At 72.7% G+C, this 18,887-nt stretch carries 16 protein-coding genes; 8 read left to right on the forward strand and 8 right to left on the reverse strand.

Annotated features, from left to right (window positions below; genetic code table 11):
• Positions 1 to 36: 36 nt before the first annotated feature.
• On the reverse strand, positions 37 to 888 hold the full coding sequence (locus tag QSK37_RS44260) for an SAM-dependent methyltransferase (protein WP_285633864.1): 852 nt from the start codon (positions 886 to 888) through the stop codon (positions 37 to 39).
• Between the two features lie 245 nt (positions 889 to 1,133).
• On the opposite strand from QSK37_RS44260, the gene QSK37_RS44265 reads away from it, so the two are divergent.
• The 3 genes from QSK37_RS44265 (at position 1,134) to QSK37_RS44275 (ending at position 4,657) form a co-directional block, all read left to right on the forward strand.
• Positions 1,134 to 3,554: an ATP-binding protein gene (locus tag QSK37_RS44265; RefSeq protein ID WP_285633867.1), complete on the forward strand. Its 2,421-nt coding sequence runs from the start codon at positions 1,134 to 1,136 to the stop codon at positions 3,552 to 3,554.
• Positions 3,555 to 3,653: 99 nt separating this feature from the next.
• Positions 3,654 to 4,013 carry an STAS domain-containing protein gene (locus QSK37_RS44270; protein ID WP_285633870.1) on the forward strand — a complete coding sequence of 120 codons (360 nt, stop codon included), beginning with the start codon at positions 3,654 to 3,656 and terminating at the stop codon, positions 4,011 to 4,013.
• A gap of 29 nt (positions 4,014 to 4,042) precedes the next feature.
• Complete coding sequence (locus QSK37_RS44275; RefSeq protein WP_285633874.1) at positions 4,043 to 4,657, forward strand: Rv1733c family protein; 615 nt, start codon at positions 4,043 to 4,045, stop codon at positions 4,655 to 4,657.
• Positions 4,658 to 4,671: 14 nt separating this feature from the next.
• Here the strand turns inward: QSK37_RS44275 and QSK37_RS44280 are convergent, their stop codons facing one another.
• A complete protein-coding gene (locus tag QSK37_RS44280) occupies positions 4,672 to 5,880 on the reverse strand; it encodes an FAD-dependent monooxygenase (RefSeq protein WP_285633876.1) in 1,209 nt (402 codons plus the stop codon).
• Between the two features lie 168 nt (positions 5,881 to 6,048).
• Between QSK37_RS44280 and QSK37_RS44285 the strand changes: the two genes are divergently transcribed.
• Positions 6,049 to 6,996, forward strand: a complete 948-nt coding sequence (locus tag QSK37_RS44285; RefSeq protein WP_285633879.1) for a TetR/AcrR family transcriptional regulator C-terminal domain-containing protein — start codon at positions 6,049 to 6,051, stop codon at positions 6,994 to 6,996.
• A gap of 12 nt (positions 6,997 to 7,008) precedes the next feature.
• Here the strand turns inward: QSK37_RS44285 and QSK37_RS44290 are convergent, their stop codons facing one another.
• Positions 7,009 to 7,224, reverse strand: coding sequence for a hypothetical protein (locus QSK37_RS44290; protein ID WP_285573244.1), 216 nt, complete (start codon positions 7,222 to 7,224; stop codon positions 7,009 to 7,011).
• Positions 7,225 to 7,379: 155 nt separating this feature from the next.
• Here QSK37_RS44290 and QSK37_RS44295 point away from each other — a divergent pair, with 155 nt between their 5' ends.
• On the forward strand, positions 7,380 to 10,172 hold the full coding sequence (locus tag QSK37_RS44295) for an ABC transporter substrate-binding protein (RefSeq protein ID WP_285633882.1): 2,793 nt from the start codon (positions 7,380 to 7,382) through the stop codon (positions 10,170 to 10,172).
• A 114-nt stretch (positions 10,173 to 10,286) separates the two neighbouring features.
• Here the strand turns inward: QSK37_RS44295 and QSK37_RS44300 are convergent, their stop codons facing one another.
• Positions 10,287 to 10,772, reverse strand: a complete 486-nt coding sequence (locus QSK37_RS44300; protein WP_432705665.1) for an LURP-one-related/scramblase family protein — start codon at positions 10,770 to 10,772, stop codon at positions 10,287 to 10,289.
• A 198-nt stretch (positions 10,773 to 10,970) separates the two neighbouring features.
• Between QSK37_RS44300 and QSK37_RS44305 the strand changes: the two genes are divergently transcribed.
• The 3 genes from QSK37_RS44305 to phoA all read left to right on the forward strand — a co-directional run bounded on the left by QSK37_RS44305 (position 10,971) and on the right by phoA (position 14,555).
• A complete protein-coding gene (locus tag QSK37_RS44305) occupies positions 10,971 to 12,590 on the forward strand; it encodes a CehA/McbA family metallohydrolase (protein WP_285633884.1) in 1,620 nt (539 codons plus the stop codon).
• Positions 12,591 to 12,670: 80 nt separating this feature from the next.
• Positions 12,671 to 13,069 carry a hypothetical protein gene (locus QSK37_RS44310; RefSeq protein WP_285633887.1) on the forward strand — a complete coding sequence of 133 codons (399 nt, stop codon included), beginning with the start codon at positions 12,671 to 12,673 and terminating at the stop codon, positions 13,067 to 13,069.
• Between the two features lie 127 nt (positions 13,070 to 13,196).
• Positions 13,197 to 14,555, forward strand: coding sequence for an alkaline phosphatase (gene phoA, locus QSK37_RS44315; RefSeq protein ID WP_285633889.1), 1,359 nt, complete (start codon positions 13,197 to 13,199; stop codon positions 14,553 to 14,555).
• Positions 14,556 to 14,570: 15 nt separating this feature from the next.
• On the opposite strand, the gene QSK37_RS44320 is transcribed toward phoA, so the two are convergent.
• The 4 genes from QSK37_RS44320 to uidA all read right to left on the reverse strand — a co-directional run bounded on the left by QSK37_RS44320 (position 14,571) and on the right by uidA (position 18,848).
• Entirely contained in the window at positions 14,571 to 14,948 is a 378-nt protein-coding gene (locus QSK37_RS44320) for a MerR family transcriptional regulator (protein WP_285573223.1), read from the reverse strand.
• 65 nt (positions 14,949 to 15,013) lie between these two features.
• Complete coding sequence (locus QSK37_RS44325; protein WP_285633890.1) at positions 15,014 to 16,507, reverse strand: purple acid phosphatase family protein; 1,494 nt, start codon at positions 16,505 to 16,507, stop codon at positions 15,014 to 15,016.
• 264 nt (positions 16,508 to 16,771) lie between these two features.
• Positions 16,772 to 16,972: a hypothetical protein gene (locus QSK37_RS44330; protein ID WP_285633891.1), complete on the reverse strand. Its 201-nt coding sequence runs from the start codon at positions 16,970 to 16,972 to the stop codon at positions 16,772 to 16,774.
• A gap of 103 nt (positions 16,973 to 17,075) precedes the next feature.
• Complete coding sequence (gene uidA / locus QSK37_RS44335; RefSeq protein ID WP_285633892.1) at positions 17,076 to 18,848, reverse strand: beta-glucuronidase; 1,773 nt, start codon at positions 18,846 to 18,848, stop codon at positions 17,076 to 17,078.
• Positions 18,849 to 18,887: the final 39 nt, after the last annotated feature.

Genomic DNA, 18,887 nt, shown 5'->3' on the forward strand with positions numbered 1-18,887 from the left:
TTCGTTCTCCGATGTGTGGCTGGTCGTGGTGCGAGGTCAGGCTGAGGGGGCGTCCGGCTTGCGGGCGACACCGCCGAGCTGCCAGACGCGTTCGGCCACCCGGTGCGGCACGGCGAGGTCCGGCCGCCAGGACGGCAGCCAGGTCAGACCGGGTTCGGCGAGGGAGAAGTCGCCGAAGAAGCCGGTGATGCGCTCGCGCTCGCGCGCCGTGGCCGAGGACACGATGGACCGGTAGACGTCCATGACGCGTCCGACCTGCCCCGGGCGCGTCTCCGGGCACGCGTGGGAGATGACGAGGTGGCTGCCGGGGGCCAGTGCGTCACGGATCGTCCGCACGATCTCCTCCGGGCGGTCGGCGTCGGAGAGGAACTGCAGGACCGGGGTGAGCAGCACCGCGACCGGCTCGTCCAGATCGATGAGCCGGGTGAACTCCGGGTGGCCCAGGATCCCGGCCGGGTCGCGCAGATCGGCGCCCACGACCCGGACGCGGTCGTTCTCGGCGAGCATCGCCTGACCGTGGGCCACGACGATCGGATCGTTGTCCACATAGAGCACGCGGGCGCCCGCGTCGTCGCGCTGGGCGATGTGGTGGGCGTTCTCGGCGGCCGGCAGGCCGAACCCGATGTCGACGAACTGGGTGACGCCGCACTCACGGACCAGGTACTGGACGGCCCGGCGGGCGAACCGGCGGTTCTCGACGATGACCTGCCGGATCCGCGGGTCGGCGGCGAGCGCCGCCGCCGCTCGTTCGCGGTCGACGCGGAAGTTGTCCTTGCCGCCCAGCAGGCAGTCCACGACGCGGGCGATCGATGGGGCCGCCCACGTCACCGTGGGCCGGGGGGCGCGGATCGGCCCGTCGGCACGCCGGAGCGGTGTCTCACCGCTCATGGGCGGCAGGTGGTCGCGGACGGTGCCGCCGGAACGTGATGCACCCGGGAATGGTGTCGCCGCACGGGTCCACGGGGCATCCGTCGATGTACGGAGTCCGGTACGTAATCCCCCATACCGGGGTCTCCCGCCGACGGTGAAACGGATTGCCGACTCGGCCACGGGACGGCGGCGGAATCACTACCATTCAGGTGATCATGTGACGTACGCACACCCGCGGCGGGGCGCGAAGACGGGCGGATCGAGTGACGGAACGCACGGCGGACGGCTGGCGCGACGGCTACGTCCCGGCCGAGCTCAACGGCTTCGTCGGCCGCCGGGAGCTGCTCTCCTCGGCGAAGGCGCGCCTGTCCGACCCGCGCGTCCGGCTGCTGTCCCTGACCGGCGCCGGCGGTACGGGCAAGACCCGGCTCGCGATGCGGCTGGCGAACGACGCCCGCCGCGCCCACCCCGACGGCGTGTGGTGGGTCGACCTCGCCTCCCACACCGACCCGGCCTCGGTCGGACGGGTCATGCTGGACGCGCTGCCCGTCGACGACGTGTCGGCCCGGGAGCCCGGAGACGTCCTGGTCGCGGCGCTGAGCAGACGGGCGGCCCTGCTCGTGCTCGACAACTGCGAGCACCTCATCGGGACCCTTGCGCCCCTCGTCGTCCGCCTCCTGCGCGGCTGCCCCGACCTGCGGATCATCGCGACCAGCAGGGTGCCGCTCCGCTGCGAGGGCGAGCATCTGGTCGACGTGCCGCCGCTGAGCGTTCCGGCCGACCCCGACCGCGCGGTGGTGACCGAGTACGAGGCCGTACGGCTGTTCGAGACGCGGGCCTCCGCCGCGCGCGCGGACTTCGCGATCACGCCGCGGAGCGCGGCCGACGTCGCGCGCCTGGTGCGGATGCTGGACGGCATCCCGCTCGCCATCGAGCTCGCGGCGCCGCTGGTGCGCGTGATGTCCGTCGCGGAGATCGTGTCGATGCTGTCGGTGTTCCGGCTGCGCACGCTGTCGGAGGGCGTGAACGCCCCGACCCGCCACCGGACCCTCTGGGACAGCTTCGAGTGGAGCTACCAGCTGTGCTCGCCGGCCGAACGGCTGCTGTGGGTCCGGCTGGCGGTGTTCGCGGGCGGCTTCACGATGGACGCCGCGGTGGCCGTCGCCGCCGGCGGCGAGCTGGAGGCGGGGCAGGTGCCGATGGTCCTCGGCGAGCTGGCCGCCAAGAGCATCATCGTCGCCGACACCGACTCCATCCCGACCCGGTACGCCATGCTCGCGACCGTGCGCGAGTACGGCCTGACACGCCTCGGCTCGCGCACCGGGGACCTGCCGGAGCCGGAGAGCCGGCCCGCGCCGCCGTCCGACGACGAGATCGAGGCGCACCGCCGGCTCAGCGCGCACTTCCTCGATCGCGCCGAATGGTGCAGCCGGCACTGGTACGGACCGGACGAGGCCCGGTACCTGTCGGAGGCGCGCCAGGACCTGCCGAACCACCGGGCCGTTCTCGACCGGTGCGCCGCCGCGACGACGCGGGAGGACGCCGAGGTCGGCGCGCGGCTCGCCGTCGCGCTGACCGAGATGCGGCTGTGGTTCTTCGGCGGAACGCTCGGCGAGGGGATGCGCGCCCTGACGCGGGCCGAGGAGGCCCTGGCCGCCAACGCGGCGGCCGCCCCCCTCCGGCTGACCGCGCTCTCGCACGCGGGCTGGATCGCGCTGTGCCTGGGCGACGAAATCAGCACCGAGTCCCTGCTGCGCCGCTGCCGGGCGCTGGCATCGGAGGTGTCCGGAGCAGACGAGGCGGCGTTCGCGCTCGCCGTCCACCGCTACTTCATCGCATCGACGGCCCTGATCCTCCACGGCGACTCGACGGCGCTCCCGCTGTGGGCCGGCGTACGCGACGAGCTGGCCGCGATGAACGACACACGTGTGCTGCCCATGGCCGAGATGTTCCACGCCATCGCCGCCGCGTTCACCGCGCCCGCGCCGGACGCCTTCGCCGTCACCGAGCGGCACCTCGCCGACGCGCGCGCCCACGGCGCGCCCTGTGCGACCGCCTGGGCCGAGTGGGCCCGCGCCCTGGCCGAGCTCCGTCACGGCGACGCGGGGTCCGCCGTCGCGCTGTTCCGGTCCGCGCTGCGCTCCCAGTGGGACATCGGGGAACGCTGGGGCGCGGTCTGGTCCATGGAGTCGCTCGCGTGGTGCGCGATGGCCCGCGGCCACCACGAGGAGGCGGCCCTGCTCCTGGGCGCCGCGCGGAACATGCAGGAGACGCTCGGCGTGGCCATCCACCGGCTGCGGCCCTGGGCCGAGGCGCACTCCGCCTGCGCCGAACAGGCCCGGCTGGCGCTCGGCGAGGCGTACGACGTCACCGAGAGCTACGGCGCGGAGATGGAGCTCGGTGCCGCGGTCGACCTGGCGCTGGGCCAGCCGTCCACGCCCCGGTCCGACGCTCCGGCCCGGCGGCGGTCGGTGAACCGGCTGCTCAGCGACAAACAGCGCGCCGTGGCCGAGCTGATCGCCGAGGGGAAGACGGACAAGCAGATCGCCTCGGTGCTGTTCCTCAGCCCCCGTACCGTCCAGTCCCACGTGAGCGCCATCCTCCGCAAGCTGGGGTTCACCAGCCGGGCCGAGATCGCGGCGTGGGTGGTCGAGCAGCAGAGCGGCGCGGCTCCGCGCTCCTGACGACGACCGGGCGCACTTCGTTAAGGATCGGGGCACGGCCGTGAAGGATCCGTTCGCGCCCGTACCCCTCCGGATCGGACGCGCCTAGCGTCGCCCGTCATGGACGATCCTCGTACGGCCCGCCCCGAGGTCACGCTGGTCACGGTGACCGGGACGATCGATATCTTCACCGCGCCGCGGCTGCGCGAGTCCGTGCTCGCGCGGATCGACGTGGGCGCGGTCCATCTCCTGGTGGACCTGGAGAGGGCCGTGTTCGCCGACCCCACGGCCGCGGCCCTCCTCATCGGGTTCTGGTGGCGTGTGCGGGCCCGTGGCGGCCGGCTGTCGCTCGCCGGCGCGCCGGCGGCGATCCGGGACGTCTTCCAGGCCGGCCGCATCTCCCCTGGCGTCACGTTCCACACGTCGGTGGAAGAAGCCCTCCGTGAGTACCGTCCGGTCGGCGTGGGCGCCGCGTCGTGACCGTGCCGGGCCGTCGTCCCCCTCGGAGGGTGTGGACGCCGAGGCCGGCCCGGGCCCGCGCGTTCTGGCGCCCGGCGGCGCGGCGGCTCGGGCTGGACCGCAACCCGATGCGGCGGCCCGCCGACCGGGCCGACACGGCGGCCGCGGTCGGGTTGGCGACGGTGTTCCTCCTCCTCGTCCCGCTGGTCGTCATGGGAGTCGGTCACCACCTGGAGACCTCCTGGCGGTGGGCGGAGCGGACGGAGACGGCCCGCCATCGCGTCACCGCGACGCTCCTGCGCGACGCGGAGCCACCGGTCGGGCGGCTCGGCACGGCCGTTCCGAAGGTGCCGGTCCCGGCCCGCTGGGCGGCGCCGGACGGTTCGGCGCGGTTCGGCGACCTTCGGGTGCCCTCGGGGGAGAAGGCCGGTGGCACCGCCGCCGTCTGGATCGACGGCGAGGGCCGGTCCGTCGATCCGCCGCTGCGGCGGTCGCAGCTCGCCGGGCAGAAGGCCATCGTCTCGGGGTTCGCGCTCGCCGCGCTGTCGTTCGCCCTCATCGGCGCCCGGCAGGCGGTACGGCACGTCCTGGACCGGCGGCGGATGGCCTGCTGGGAGGAGGAGTGGTCGGCCGTCGAACCTCGCTGGACGAGGCGGCGCCGCTGAGGGTCCGGTCCGTCCTACCGCACGGCGAGCGGGCGGTAGTCGGGCAGCGTGATGTTCCCCGCCTTGGCGAACTGCGCGGCGATCAGCGAGCGCATCGGCCACCGGGTCATCGAGCGCATCGACGCGGCCCGCATGCGGATGGCCAGAGCGCTGGACGGCGCGAACCCCGAGGCGCCGCCCGGGGGCAGCTTCTGCGCCTCGGTGACGTACGGGCGCATGATCTCGTCGTAGCGCGCGAACGCGGCACGGTGGTCGCCGGTCGTGGCGAGCTCGCCGGCCAGCACGTACGCGCCGACCAGGGCAAGGCTGGTGCCCAGCCCGGTGAGCGGCGTCGGGCAGTGGCCGGCGTCGCCGATGAGCGCCACCCGCCCGCGCGACCAGCCGTCCAGGTGCACCTGCCCCATCGACTCGAAGAAGAAGTCGGACGCGGTCTCCATCCCCCGCAGCAGGCGCGGCACCTCCCAGCCCGTGACGCCGGCGAAGCGGCTCGCCACCAGGGCCCGCTGGGCGCCGAGGTCGCTCCGGTCGTACACGAGCGGCGGGGACCGGAAGGCGAGGGCGGCCTTGACCTCGCCGGGGAGCCGTCCCGGGCGCGCCGACGCGACGAGCCCGCCCGGCGCGTTGAACATCTTGTACCAGCCGCCGAGCTCCATGGCGTCGGTCGTCGTGAACCAGGCGTTGTAGACGTCCAGCGGGCGGACGCAGTCCGACTCGGGGGCGAAGGCCAGCGCGCGCACCACGGAGTGCGTACCGTCCGCACCGACGACCAGGCCGAACCGGCGCGAGTGCGCCTTCTCGAACGTCACGGTGACGCCGTCGTCGTCCTGGTCGAGGCCGATGATCGTGTCATCGAAGACGTACTCGGTGTCCGGCAGCGTCGCCTCGTACAGCACGCGCGCCAGGTCGCCGCGCAGGATCTCGATCTCGGAGATGATCCCCTCACCGCCGAAGGCGTCGACCGGCATGGTCGCCTTGACCCGGCCCTTCGCGTCGACGAGGGCCATGCCCTCCTGGTCGACGGCCACCGCGCGCGCCTGGTCCATCAGTCCCATGCGGGCGACCACCTCACGGCCCGCGCCGCGCAGGTCCACGGTCTGCCCTCCCGGGCGCGGGCCCGGGGCGCGCTCCACGACCGTGACCGTGAAGCCCGCGGCGCGTAGCCAGTACGCCAGCGCCGCTCCGGCGATACCGCCGCCGGAAACGAGTATCTCGGTGTTTCGCATGACTGGAATGTACGGTGTACATATCGCGCCTTGCAAGGCTGTGACCAGTGAACTTTCAAGTAGTGCACTAGTGCTCTAGGAGCACTCGCCGCTCGCGGAGCGGCGCGGTCACGGGTGTCGGCGCAGCGTGGCGGCTAGGGTGAGTGCACTAGTGCGGAGGTGGTTCCGGTGGAACGGGGAACGTCGCGTTCGGGCCAGATCGTGGCCGAGCTGCGGCACCGGATCGTGACGGGCGAGCTGGCGCCGGGCGATCGCGTGCCCTCCACCCGGGAGATCACCCGGCGGTGGGGCGTCGCGATGGCGACCGCCACGAAGGCGCTCACGCAGCTCCGCCACGAGGGCCTGGTCCGCGCGGTGCCCGGCGTCGGCACGGTCGTGGCGACCGGCACGGGTTCCGCGCCGCGGCCCGCCGCCGCGCGGCCGGGCGGGCCGCGCCCGCGCCAGAGGCGCGGGGACGAGCAGGCGGCGTCCACGCGGATCGTCGCGGCCGCGATCGCCGTCGCCGACGCGGAGGGGCTCACCTCGGTCTCGATGCGCCGCGTCGCCGCCGAACTCGGCATGGCGACGATGTCGCTGTACCGGTACGTCACCGACAAGGACGACCTGCTGGCGCAGATGATGGACGCGGCCTTCGCCGAGCAGCCCCTTCCCGACGAACCGCCGGAGGGCTGGCGCGACCGGCTGGAGCTCGCCGCCCGGACGCTGTGGGCGATGTTCCGCCGTCACCCCTGGCTCGCGCCCGCCCTCTCGGTGACCCGGCCGCAGCCGTTGCCCAACGCCCTCCCGTTCACCGAGTGGATGCTGGGCTCCCTGGCGGACCGGCTCGACGTGCAGACGATCCTGACCATCCACCTCACCCTGTTCAACTGGGTGCGGGCCACCGCGATCAGCATGGAGGCCGAAGCGGAGGCCGAGGCTCTCAGCGGCCTGGACGCCGAAGAGTGGATGGACGGCCAGGAACCGGCGCTGCGGGAGATCTTCGCCACCGGCCGGTTCCCGCTGTTCGAACGGCTCAACACGGAGGGGTACGACTTCGACCTCGACGGCCTCTTCGAGTTCGGCCTGCAACGGCTCCTGGACGGCCTCGCCGTCTTCGTCGGCGAGGCGCCGCGCTGACGTCGGACGCGGTCAGCGGCGCAACTCGATGACCTCGACGAGGCTCTCGACGTCGACGTGGGCGAGCGCTGCCTCCGCCGACCGGTAGTACCCCTGCCCGAGGCCCGGAGTCCCGGGGCCGAGCAGCACCCGGCGCCACGAGACGCGGATCCACTGCTGCGGGCCATGACCACGATCGAGACGGATCACCTCGACACGCCGCCCGTACCGATCGACCATGACACTCACCGGGACAGCGTACGTGACCTGCGCGAACACCGGTGACGGGCGGCTCGGGCACGGCGCCGCCCCGGGCGGGGCCGGCCAAGCGCGTAGCAGTCATACCGCCACACGGTGGACAATGGGCGTTCCCCACGCGCACCAACCGTTCACCGGAGGCGACCATGCCGGGTTCCCGACCACTACGGCCGGACGATCCGGAGCGGCTGGGCGACTACCGGCTGATCGGCCTGCTCGGTGAGGGCGGGCAGGGCGTCGTCTATCTCGGCGAGCGGCTCGACGACGGCGATGCCTCCGACGGCGAGTCCTCCGGGGACGCGTCACGGGAACGGTTCGCGATCAAGCTGCTGCGGACCCACCTGAGCGGTGACGAGCGGGCGCGGCGCTACTTCGCCCGCGAGCTCTCCGCCGCGCAGCGGATCGACCCCTCGTTCACCGCCCGGATCGTCGAGGCCGACGTCGAGGGCCGTGCCCCGTACATCGTCAGCGAGTACGTCGAGGGCCGCCCGCTGTCGGACACCGTACGGGAGCAGGGCCCGCTGGCCGGCGCCGAACTGCACGCCCTCGCGGTCGGCACGCTGCGCGCGCTCGCCGCCATCCACCAGGCCAACGTCGTGCACCGGGACTTCAAGCCGAGCAACGTGCTGCTCAGCGCCGACCGGCCCCGCGTGATCGACTTCGGCATCGCGCGGGCGCTCGACTCGACGATGTCGATGACGAGCGGCGTCGTGGGCACGCCCGCGTACATGGCGCCCGAGCAGCTGAACGGGCACCGGCTCACCCCGGCGGTGGACGTGTTCGCGTGGGGCGCGACCATGGTCTTCGCCGCGACCGGCCGGTCGCCGTTCGGCCAGGACTCGATCCCGGCGATGATGAACCGGATCCTCACCGCCGACCCGGACATCGGCGCCATCGCGAGCCCGCTGCGCGAGCTGGTCTGGTACTGCCTGTACAAGGACCCGGCGCACCGCCCCACCGTGCCCCAGCTCCTGGCCGGCCTCGAGGAGAACACCTCGGCGGCGGGCACCTTCGCGCCCACACCGACACCGCAGCCGGCCGCACTGCCCGCGCCGGCGTCACCGTGGGGCGCCGGACCCGGCCAGTGGGAGGGCGGCTGGCAGAGCCTTCCGCCTGCCGCGCCGCCGCCCACCCAGCCTCCGTGGGGTGCTCCGCCGCACGACACGACGCCGCCTCCCGGCGTGCGGAAGAACCGCCGCTGGCTGCCGGCGGTCGCCGCGTCCGCCGGCGTCGTGCTGGTGGCCGCCGCCTCGGTCGCGATCGTCCAGCTCACCCGTAAAGGTGATCACCCGTCGCCCGGGCCGACGGGCAAGGCCGGCGTCGCGGCGGCCGCCGACGCGGCGCTCACCAAGGTGGTCAACCCCTCGACCGCCAAGGGCGGGACGCTGAGGCTGACGCAGCCCTCCGACTTCGACTCGCTCGACCCCGGCGACATGTACCTCGCCGGGTCGTGGAACATCAGCCGGCTGTACGCGCGGTCGCTCCTCACCTACCGGGCCGGGGCCGGCGCCGCGGGGTTGCGCCCGGTGCCCGACCTGGCGAACGGCCCCGGCCAGCCGAGCGATGACCTGAAGACCTGGACGTACAAGCTGCGTTCCGGCGTGAAGTTCGAGGACGGCACGCCGGTCACGGCCAAGGACGTGCGGTACGCGGTCGCGCGGACGTTCGCGACGGACGTGTTCTTCCTCGGCCCGCAGTACTTCCGCGAGATGCTCGACGCCGGATCGTACGCCGGGCCGTACAAGGACAAGAACCTGGACGACTTCGACGGCGTCACCACGCCCGACGACCAGACGGTGGTCTTCCACCTGAAGAAGCCGTTCGCCGACTTCGACTACCTGGCCGCCCTCCCGCAGACGGCGCCGGTGCCGGGGACCAAGGACACCGGCGCGCAGTACAAGAACCATCCGGTGTCCACCGGGCCGTACAAGTTCGAGTCGTACTCGCCGGGGAAGTCGCTGTCGCTGGTCCGCGACCCGGCGTGGGGTTCCGACGGCATCCGCACGCAGCTGCCGGACCGGATCGAGGTCCAGTTCGGCCTGGCCGCGGACGCCGTCGACCAGCAGCTCCTGGGCGGGCAGGCCGACCTGAACCCGAGCGGCGTCGGGCTGGCCGACGCGGCGCGGGCCAAGGCGTTCACCGACCCGAGCCTGAAGAAGAACACCGACTCGCTGACCAGCGGATACCTGCGTTACATCGCGCTGTCGACCAAGGTCGCCCCGTTCGACAACGTGCACTGCCGGCGCGCCGTGCAGTACGCGGTGGACCGCACCGCGGTGCAGACCGCGGACGGCGGGCCGCAGGGCGCCGAGGTCGCGACGAACATGGCGCCGCCGGTTCTCGTGGGCCGGCAGCGGTTCGACCAGTACCCGGCGAGCGCCGACAAGGTGCGGGAGGAGCTGACGGCGTGCGGTAAGCCGTCGGGGTTCACCACCACGCTGGCGATCCGGCAGGGCCGGCCGAAGGACCTGGCGGTCGCCGGCGCGGTGCAGCAGTCGCTCGGACGGGCCGGCATCGAGGTCAAGGTCCAGCAGTACGACGCCGCGCGGTTCTTCACCGACTACGCGGGCAAGCCGTCGTACGTCCATGGACACGACATCGGCATGATCCTGTCGGTCTGGGGCCCTGACTTCCCGACCGCGACCGGTTTCTTCCCGCTGGTGGTGGACGGCCGGCAGATCCTGTCGAGCGGCAACAACAACCTGGCCGAGCTGAACGACTCGACGGTCAACGGGCTGCTCGACCAGGCGGACCAGGCCAGGGACCAGAGCACGCGCGAGGGCCTCACCGCGCGGATCGACCAGGCGGTGATGGCCACGGCCGCGATCGTGCCGCTCGTGTACGACAAGGTGGTTCTGTACCGCGGCACACGGCTGACCAACGCCGCGGTCAGCCCGGTGTACGTCGGCTACGACCTGGCCACCACCGGCGTCGGCTGACCTGCCCGGCGGTTTACCCGCGGGTTCGCTGGTCGCGCTCGCCTCCTCACTCACTCCACGGACGGCTCGTACCTCACCGGCCGCTCCGCTCGCTCGTCGGCTCGCCGCTCCGGGTCAGTCGTCGTCCTTTTCGCGGTCCGCCGCGGCGAGTTCGTCGACGGCGACGGCCACGGCGAGGACCAGGGGTACGTCCGGGTGGCCGATCTCGATGCCGTAGGTGTCCCGGATCCGGAACCACTTGCGCGAGGTCGTGGCGACGGTGCCCTCGTCGCTCTCGATCTCGTAGTTCTTCTCGATGAGGTCGCCGGTCGCCGTCCACTCCTGCCCGTCCGCGAGCTCGATCTCCATCGAGTGCCGGAGCGGGCTGAACAGCTTCTTGCGAACCTTGGCCACCGTCTCGCCCTCGCGTTCGACGACCATCGTGTCGCGGATGCTGACCATCTTCTTGCGGATGACGGCCAGGACCTCACCGTCCGGCCCCTTGAGCTCGAAGGTCTGGCGGAGCCGCAGCGCCTTGCCGTCGACCAGGAAAACCCGCTGTCCCGCCTCGTCCTCGACCCAGAAGTCGTCGCCGATGCTGAAGACGCGTTCGCGCATCATGAACTTCACGCCGCCTGCATCCCCGGAATGAAGTCGGGCAAACCGGCGACCACGCCGGGGCATGGGAAACCGGCGCATTCGTCACGTACGCGATCGGCCCGGGACATCGAACGATCATCTGACGTTCGGCGCACTGGCCGAGCATTCAGGGGCTTATGCCGCGTTACGTGCGGTTTGACCGACTTAATGAGGACCACCATGTGCCTTGACGGAGCTTGTGAGCACGACGCGGCCGCCCGGCCCGCGACCGGTGACCGCGACGGCGGCGGCGCGCTCGACCGGCGGCGGCTGCTGGTGGCGGCCGCGACCGGAGCCGCGCTCACCCTCGCCCCGGTCTCCTTCATCCAGGGGCGCGCCGCCGCCGGCACGCCGAAGGGCACGCCCGACGGTGGCGACGTCACGCGTACCGTCACCGGGCACCTCGACACCGGCGCCGCCGACTTCGTCTACCTGCCGGTCCAGGTGCCGAAGGGCGTGCGGAAGATCGCCGTCGAGTACTCCTACGACAAGCCGTCCGTACCGGCCGGCACGCCCGGCAACTCCTGCGACATCGGCGTCTTCGACCAGCGCGGCACCAAGCTCGGCGGCAAGGGCTTCCGCGGCTGGTCCGGCGGCGCCCGCACCGCGTTCGAGATCAGCGCCACGGAGGCCACGCCCGGCTACCTGCCCGGCCCGGTCGAGGCCGGTACGTGGAACATCGTGCTCGGGCCGTACCAGGTCGCACCCCAGGGCATGAACTACCAGGTCAAGATCACTCTCACGTACGGCGCGGACGGCGCGCCCTTCACGCCGAACCACCCGCCGACGAAGGCCAAGGGCCGCGGCCGCGCCTGGTACCGGGGCGACGGCCACCTGCACACCGTGCATTCCGACGGCAAGCGTCTCCCCGCCGAGGTGGCCGCCGGGGCGCGGCAGGCCGGGCTGGACTTCATGGTCTCCACCGACCACAACACCTCCTCCGCGCACGCGGTCTGGGGCGAGTACGCGGGCCAGGACCTGCTCATCATCACCGGCGAGGAGGTCACCACCCGGAACGGCCACTGGCTGGCGCTCGGCCTGCCCGCCGGCGAGTGGATCGACTGGCGTTACCGCTCGCGCGACGACGCCTTCGGCCGGTTCGCCCGCCAGGTGCACCGCTCCGGCGGCCTCGTGGTGCCCGCGCACCCGTACTGCCCGTACATCGCCTCCCAGTGGAAGTTCGGCTACGCCGACGCCGACGCGGTCGAGGTGTGGAACGGCCCGTGGACCTACGACGACGAGTCCGCGGTGGACACCTGGGACGCCGGGCTCGCCGAGGCGGTGCGCACGGGCGGTCGCTGGCTGCCCGCGATGGGCAACAGCGACGCCCACAGCGAGCCGCAGGTCATCGGGCTGCCGCACAACGTCGTGTACGCCGACGACCTGACCACGGACGCGATCGTCAGCGGGATCCGCGCCGGCCGTAACTGGATCGCCGAGTCGTCGTCGGTGAGCCTGACGTTCACCGCGTCCGGCGCCGGCCGGGAGGCGGGCATCGCCGAGACGCTGACCGCCCGCGCCGACGCGCCGGTGGACGTACGGCTGGAGGTGGCCGGCGTGCCGAACGGCACCGTACGGTTCATCACCGATGAGGGCCAGATGCACCAGGAGTCCCTGCCGGCCTCCGGCACCGGCACCGTGGTGTGGCGCACCACGACGTCGCTCGCGGCGTACGTGCGGGCCGAGGTACGCCACCCGATGGCCGACGGCAGCCCCGGCAAGGGCAACACGATGGGACCCGCCCTGGTCTGGGGCCCGATGGCCGCGCTCACGAACCCGATCTTCCTCAAGCGGGCCTGACGCCCTCGCCGGCCGCCTGCTCGTCGCAGGCGGCCGGCGGCGGAGGATGACCTCCGCCGAGACGGTGATGTCCTCGGGTGATGTCCTCGGTCGTCGTCGAGGCGTCGCGGACGCCGATGCGCATGGCGCGCTCGCCGTGCCGTACGGCGCCGCCCGCCCGGCACGGCGCGGTCGGCCTGAACGGCGGCGATGACCGCGTCGGCGGTCCGGTCGTCGCCGAACGTACGCGGACCTGGTCCCACCACGGCCGCCGATCTGGACTAGGCGCTACCGGCGGACCCCACCTGCGGGTCCGACTGCCGGCTCGCCACCGCCATCTTCGCCGAGCGCACCGCCGCGACGGAGTGACCGTCGCGGCCGGCAGCGCGTTCGCCGTCACGCCCGGCACCGTGGCCGACCGGATCCGGGTCCCGCTCCACGTGTCACGCCGGCCCACGAAGCCGGACGAAGACGCCACTCCGTACGACGACCGCGCGTGAGCGGGCGAGCACACGACCAGGTCCTTTTGCCTCTACTTTACCGGCCCTTTACCCATTCACGGGCTGGCGGCCATCGGGCACTGATGACGTTCTCGCAACATCCGTTCCCCGCAGAGGAGAACTCTTCATGACCGCATCGTCGAGGCTGATCCGCCGAGGCGCCGTCGCCGCCGTCGCCCTCGGGGCACTGACGGCGGCGGCACTCCCGACGTTCGCCTCCGATGGCGACAAGACCACCGCGGTCCGCGCCGCGGTCAAGGGCGGGAAGGCCCGCAACGTCATCCTGTTGATCGGCGACGGCATGGGTGACTCGGAGATCACGATCGCCCGCAACTACGCCAAGGGCGCGGCCGGCCGACTGGCGATGGACACGCTCCCGCTGACGGGTGCGTACACCACGTACTCGGTGAACAAGACCGACCCGAGCAAGCCGGACTACGTCACCGACTCGGCCGCCAGCGGCAGCGGATGGTCGACCGGCCACAAGACCTACAACGGCGCGATCTCCGTCACCCCGGACGGCAAGGCGCAGCCGACCGTACTGGAGCTCGCCAAGAAGGCCGGTTTCCGCACCGGCGACGTCACGACGGCCGAGCTCGGCGACGCGACTCCGGCCGTCCAGGCCGCGCACGTCGAGGACCGGTCCTGCGAGGGGCCGGCCGACATGGCCAAGTGCCCGAAGCAGGACAAGGTCAACGGTGGTCCCGGCTCGATCTCCGAACAGCAGGTGCAGACCGGAGCCGACATCTACCTCGGCGGTGGCCGGTCCCGGTTCGCCCAGACGGTCAAGGCGGGGCCGTACCAGGGGAAGACCGTCATCGACCAGGCGAAGGCCACCGGCTACAACGTCGTCACCGACAGCGCGGGACTGTCCGCCGCGAAGCCGGACCGCAAGCTCCTGGGCCTGTTCGCCGACGGCAACCTGCCGCTGGAGCAGACCGGTCCCCTGGCCAAGGTCGGCGGCACCGAGCCGTCCCGCTGCGCGCCGAACGGTGAGTTCACCGGCCCGCACCTGACCGCCATGGCGGACAAGGCGCTCCAGCTCCTCGACGCCCAGACCAGGCACGCCAAGAAGGGCTTCTTCCTGCAGATCGAGGGCGCGTCGATCGACAAGCAGGACCACGCCGCCAACCCGTGCGGTCAGATCGGCGAGCACGTGGAGTTCGACAACGCGGTGAAGTCCGCGCTCGACTACGCGCGCCACCACGCCGACACGCTGGTCGTGGTCACCGCCGACCACGGTCACACCAGCCAGATCATCCCGCTGGAGGCCGACAGCCCGGGCCAGACCGCCACGCTGATCACCGCCGACGGCGCCCCAATGAAGATCAACTACGCGACCACGAAGCCGGGCGTCTCCCAGGAGCACACCGGCACCGAGGTGCGCATCGCCGCTCAGGGCCCGCAGGCGGCCAACGTGGTCGGTGTCACCGACCAGACCGACCTGTTCCACACGCTGAGCCGCGCCCTCGGCGTCGGCCGCTGACCTCGGCCGGGCCGGTCATCCAGCGGGAAGGCCGGCCCGGCCGGACGCCGTCTCGATGACCTCGTCCAGCACCTCACGGGAGCGGACGAGGTCGCCGATCATCCGGTCGATGCGGTCGCGCTCGGCGGTCAGGTCGGCGACGAGACGGGGCGTCGCGAGCGCGGACGGCCCGCCGTCGGCGTCGCGCATGCAGGGCAGCAACTCGGCGATCTTGGTGCTGTGCAGGCCCGCGGCGAACAGCTCCTGGATGAGGACGACCCGGTCGACCGCGTGGTCCGGGTAGTCGCGGTGGCCGCCGGGGGTACGTCCGGCCACGAGCAGCCCCTGCTCCTCGTAGTAGCGCAGCGAACGCTCGCTCACACCGGTACGCCCGGCGAGTTCCCCGATCCGCATGTGCACCTCGCGGGTTCCAGCTGACGCGTTGATGGCGGGTTCCACCGTATCCGCCCGCCGCCCGGTCAGCCGCGCGGTGACCGCCCCCGCGGTCGGCGCAGGCCGGACAGGTCGTGTCTCACGACGGTGTTGCGGTCGGCGACCGTGTTGCCGAAGGCGAACTGGGGCCAGTAGCCCAGGATCTCCTGTCGGCTGCGCTCGCTCCACGCTCGGGCCTGCTCGCCGCGCGACTTGTGGAAGTTCAGCGCGTACCCCTCGGTGTGCAGGCGCAGCAGGGAGAACCCGCCCGGATACTCCTTGACCGCGGCGACCTCCTGCAGCGTCACCCCCGGGGCGGCAGGGCTGACCGTCCGGTGGTTGCGGTGCGTGTGGCCCGCATGGTGGAGGAAGACGCCCGGAGTACGCGCGTAGGTGTCGAGGATGGAGGCCGCCTGGTCCGCGTCGAGCGCGTTGCTCGGGCTGGTCGGGAACGCCGACTCCTCCACGACGAGCGGGTGGTGCCCGAACACCAGCGTCGGCTGGTCCCGGTGCGCGGCGAGGTCGGCGCGGAACCACGACAGCTGCTCCGCCGACAGCGCCCCGGCGTCGCCCCCGCCGCCCGGCTTGTCGTAGGTGTCCAGCCCGATGACGTGCAGGCCCGACAGGTCGGCGGAGAAGTACGTCGGCTCGTCACCGGGGAAGTAGGCGTCGTGGAAGCAGTCGTTGCCCTGCCACTGCCCGGCACGGCACGCGGCGTACGGGTCTCCGGTGTGCGCCCGGTCGTGGTTGCCGCGCACGACGAACCAGTCCTCGCGGTACCGGCCGAACCGGCGCAGGAAGTGCCCGGCCCGGCCGAGGTCGGCCGGCACCGCCTCGGCGGAGATGTCACCGGCCGCCAGCAGGTACGCCGGGCCGAGCCGCGCGACGTCCTCGATCAGCGACTCGATCATGATCTCCGGGTACGGCGGCAGCCCCGGCAGCTGCGAGATGCCGGGGTACTGTGGCTGGCCACCGACCAGACCGGCCACGGTCTCGCCCAGGTGCAGGTCGTTGCACAGCACGATGGAGAACAGGAACCGGCCGGGCGGCGGCTGCGGCGTGGTGAAGGAGAAGGGACCGTTCGTGCCGAGGCCGTAGTCCGAGGTGCCGACGGCGTTGCCCGCGATGAGGGTGAACGGTGTCGGCGCGGCGCGCCGGCCGTTCGACCGCGCCTCATAGTAGTACGTGCGGCCCGGCTCCAGGCCGGTCAGCTCGACGTGGTGGTACGGCGTGTGGGACGAGATCCCGCCCGCGACGTGGTTCAGCCGGGAGGGGTGGGTGCCGTACCGGACCTCTCCGTCGGCGGGCGCGGGCACCATGCGGCCCAGGCCGTCGTCGGTGCCGGCCTCCCCGGTGTACCAGGTGATCACCGCCCGGTCCTCGGTGAGCGTGACGAGCTCCAGATCGACCGGGACCGCCGTGGCCCTGCCGGTCGCCCGGGTCTCGGCGCGGGCGAGGCCGGTCGCCGCCAGCGGCGACGCGGCGGCGGCGATCGCGGACCAGCGGAGCAGGTCGCGGCGGGTGAAGTCACAGCCAGGCATGAGCCGGACGGTACGCCGCCACGGTGCCGAAGTCTCCGGCATGACCTGGCGCGCGGGTATCCGTCCGGTAAAGGGTGGACGTCACGGCAGCCCAGGCCGGACGCCGGTGTCCGCACCCGGCCACGGCGCCCGGGGCGGTGGTGCGCCCCGTCACGCCGTCCGGTCGATCGGCCCCCGTGCCACCGAGCCGTCCGGAGCGAAGCCGAACCTCTCCAGCAGGTCCGCCTCGTGGCCCTGCCCGTCGGCCCGGAGCCGCTCGATGAGTCACCGCGCCGCGGACGGCTCGCCGGAGTGCACCAGCGCCCGCAGCCGCTCCGTGTCGCCGGCCTCGGCCGGCAGGTCGACCGGCTTGCGCGACGCGGCCTCCTGTCTCCCCGCCGCCAGCAGTAGTCCTCCGGCCCACTGCCGGACGAGCCGGTCTCCGCCGGGGAGAAACGGCGTCAGGTGATCCAGCGCTTCTTCCACCCTGCCCGCCCCGGTCAGCAGCAATGCGTACCGGCGCGCGGCGGGATGATCGCCGTCGTCGCAACGACGCCGACGATCGCAGGGGCGGATGAGCGTCGCCGAGTCATTGAGGGGAGTCCGTGCCCCTCCAGCGGCGGCGCAGGGCGAAGGCCGCGGACTTCGGGCGGCGGTCGCGAGTGAAGACGCCCTTCTTGTTGCCGTCCACCCGGTTCACGCCGTATCCGGTGGCGAAGTCGGCGAAGTTCCAGACGTGCTCGCCGACGACCGAGTCGATCCGGTCGAACACCCGGTGGAAGGTCTCCAGGAGTTCCACCTGGTAGTCCTCGGTCCAGGTGCCCGCCGTGACCGAGCGCACGCCGGCGACGGCGTCCGCGCCGTACTCGGTGACGATGATCGGCTTGCCGTGCCGCCGTACCCACTCCCGGAGCTCGGCCTCCAGCTCGCGCTCGGCGGTGGCCAGGTCGCCCGTGTCGACGTACCAGCCGTTGTAGCGGTTGAGGCAGATGACGTCGAACAGGTCGCTGATGACGTCCCGGTCCGGGGGCAGCTGGACCTGGGCGAAGCAGACCGGCCGGCTCGGGTCGGCGGCGCGCGCCGCCGCGACGAGCGGCTCGAAGTACGGACGTGCCTCGGGCCGGGCGGAGTCCGGTTCGTTGGCGATGCTCCACATGACCACGCTGGGGTGGTTCTTGTCGCGGGCCACGAGTTCGCGGATCGCGTGCAGGTGCGCCGCCCGCGTGGTGTCGTCGACGGCGGCGAAGATGTGCTCCGGGTCGCCCGGCACCAGCGTGTGGGCGATCTCGAAGTTGAGCCCGACGGCCGGCGTCTCGTCGATGATCACCACGCCGTGCCGGTCGGCGTACTCCAGCACCTCCTCGGCGTACGGGTAGTGGGAGGTGCGGAAGGAGTTCGCGCCGATCCACCTCAGCAGCGCGAAGTCGTGCACCATGAGCACGTCGTCGTGGCCCTTGCCGCGCACCGCGCCGTCCTCGTGCTTGCCGAAGCCGCGGAAGCGGAACGGCTCCCCGTTGATCAGGAACCGGTCGCCGTCCACCCGTACGTCGCGCAGGCCCACCGGCAGGACGTACTCGTCGGGGTCGGCGCCGGCCGTACGGACCTCCAGGTGGTGCAGGTGGCCGTGGCCGGGCCGCCACAGCTTCGCGTCCGCGACCTCCAGCGTGCCCTCGGCGGCCGCGGCCCGCGCGCGCTCGGTGCCGTCGGCGTCGCGCAGCACCACCTCGGCCACCCGTCCGCCGGCGACGTCGACGCGGTAGCGCACCTGGGCGTCGGCGCCGGTCACCTCCGTGGTGACGGTGATGTCCTCGACGTACTCGGGGGGCGTCGTGTACAGCCAGACCGTACGGTGCAGGCCCGCGTAGTTGAAGAAGTCGTGGAAGTACCGCTGGCGGCGGCGTCCGTCCGGCAGGACGTCGACGATGCCGGGCGGGATGGAGGTCAGGTGCAGCCGGTTGTCGACCACGACGGTGACCCGTGCGGTCTCGCCGGACCGTACGTGCGCGGTGACGTCGCACTCGAACGGCGTGTAGCCGCCCTCGTGCCGCCCGACCTCGACGTCGTTCCACCAGACGACGGCGCGGTGGGCGGCCGCGTCGAAGCGCAGCACGACGCGGCGCCCGTCCCACCGGGCCGGCACGCGTACGTGCCGCTGGTACCAGACGTCGCCGACGTGGTCGTGGGCCTCGCGGGTGGCGGGCACGTCGTTGTAGCTGGCGGGCACGGGCATCTCCACCGCGCCGGGCAGGTCACCGCGCCACCACTCCTCGGCGCGCCCCCGGTCGGCGGGGTCGAAGGCGAAGGCCCAGAGCCCGTCGAGGCGGACGCGTTCGCGGCTGGAGGTGTCCTGGGGACGGAGCACGGGTGCCTCCGGGCATGGTTCGGGCCGGGTCCGGCACCC

The organism is Actinoallomurus iriomotensis (assembly GCF_030269445.1).
GTDB classification, from domain to species: domain Bacteria; phylum Actinomycetota; class Actinomycetes; order Streptosporangiales; family Streptosporangiaceae; genus Actinoallomurus; species Actinoallomurus iriomotensis.

Coding starts and splice junctions, on each gene's coding strand:
- QSK37_RS44260 (WP_285633864.1), bottom strand. CDS start 888: ATGAGCGGTGAGACACCGCTCCGGCGTGCCGACGGGCCGATCCGCGCC.
- QSK37_RS44270 (WP_285633870.1), top strand. CDS start 3,654: ATGGACGATCCTCGTACGGCCCGCCCCGAGGTCACGCTGGTCACGGTG.
- QSK37_RS44280 (WP_285633876.1), bottom strand. CDS start 5,880: ATGCGAAACACCGAGATACTCGTTTCCGGCGGCGGTATCGCCGGAGCG.
- QSK37_RS44295 (WP_285633882.1), top strand. CDS start 7,380: ATGCCGGGTTCCCGACCACTACGGCCGGACGATCCGGAGCGGCTGGGC.
- QSK37_RS44300 (WP_432705665.1), bottom strand. CDS start 10,772: ATGATGCGCGAACGCGTCTTCAGCATCGGCGACGACTTCTGGGTCGAG.
- QSK37_RS44305 (WP_285633884.1), top strand. CDS start 10,971: ATGTGCCTTGACGGAGCTTGTGAGCACGACGCGGCCGCCCGGCCCGCG.
- QSK37_RS44310 (WP_285633887.1), top strand. CDS start 12,671: ATGTCCTCGGTCGTCGTCGAGGCGTCGCGGACGCCGATGCGCATGGCG.
- phoA (WP_285633889.1), top strand. CDS start 13,197: ATGACCGCATCGTCGAGGCTGATCCGCCGAGGCGCCGTCGCCGCCGTC.
- QSK37_RS44320 (WP_285573223.1), bottom strand. CDS start 14,948: ATGCGGATCGGGGAACTCGCCGGGCGTACCGGTGTGAGCGAGCGTTCG.
- QSK37_RS44325 (WP_285633890.1), bottom strand. CDS start 16,507: ATGCCTGGCTGTGACTTCACCCGCCGCGACCTGCTCCGCTGGTCCGCG.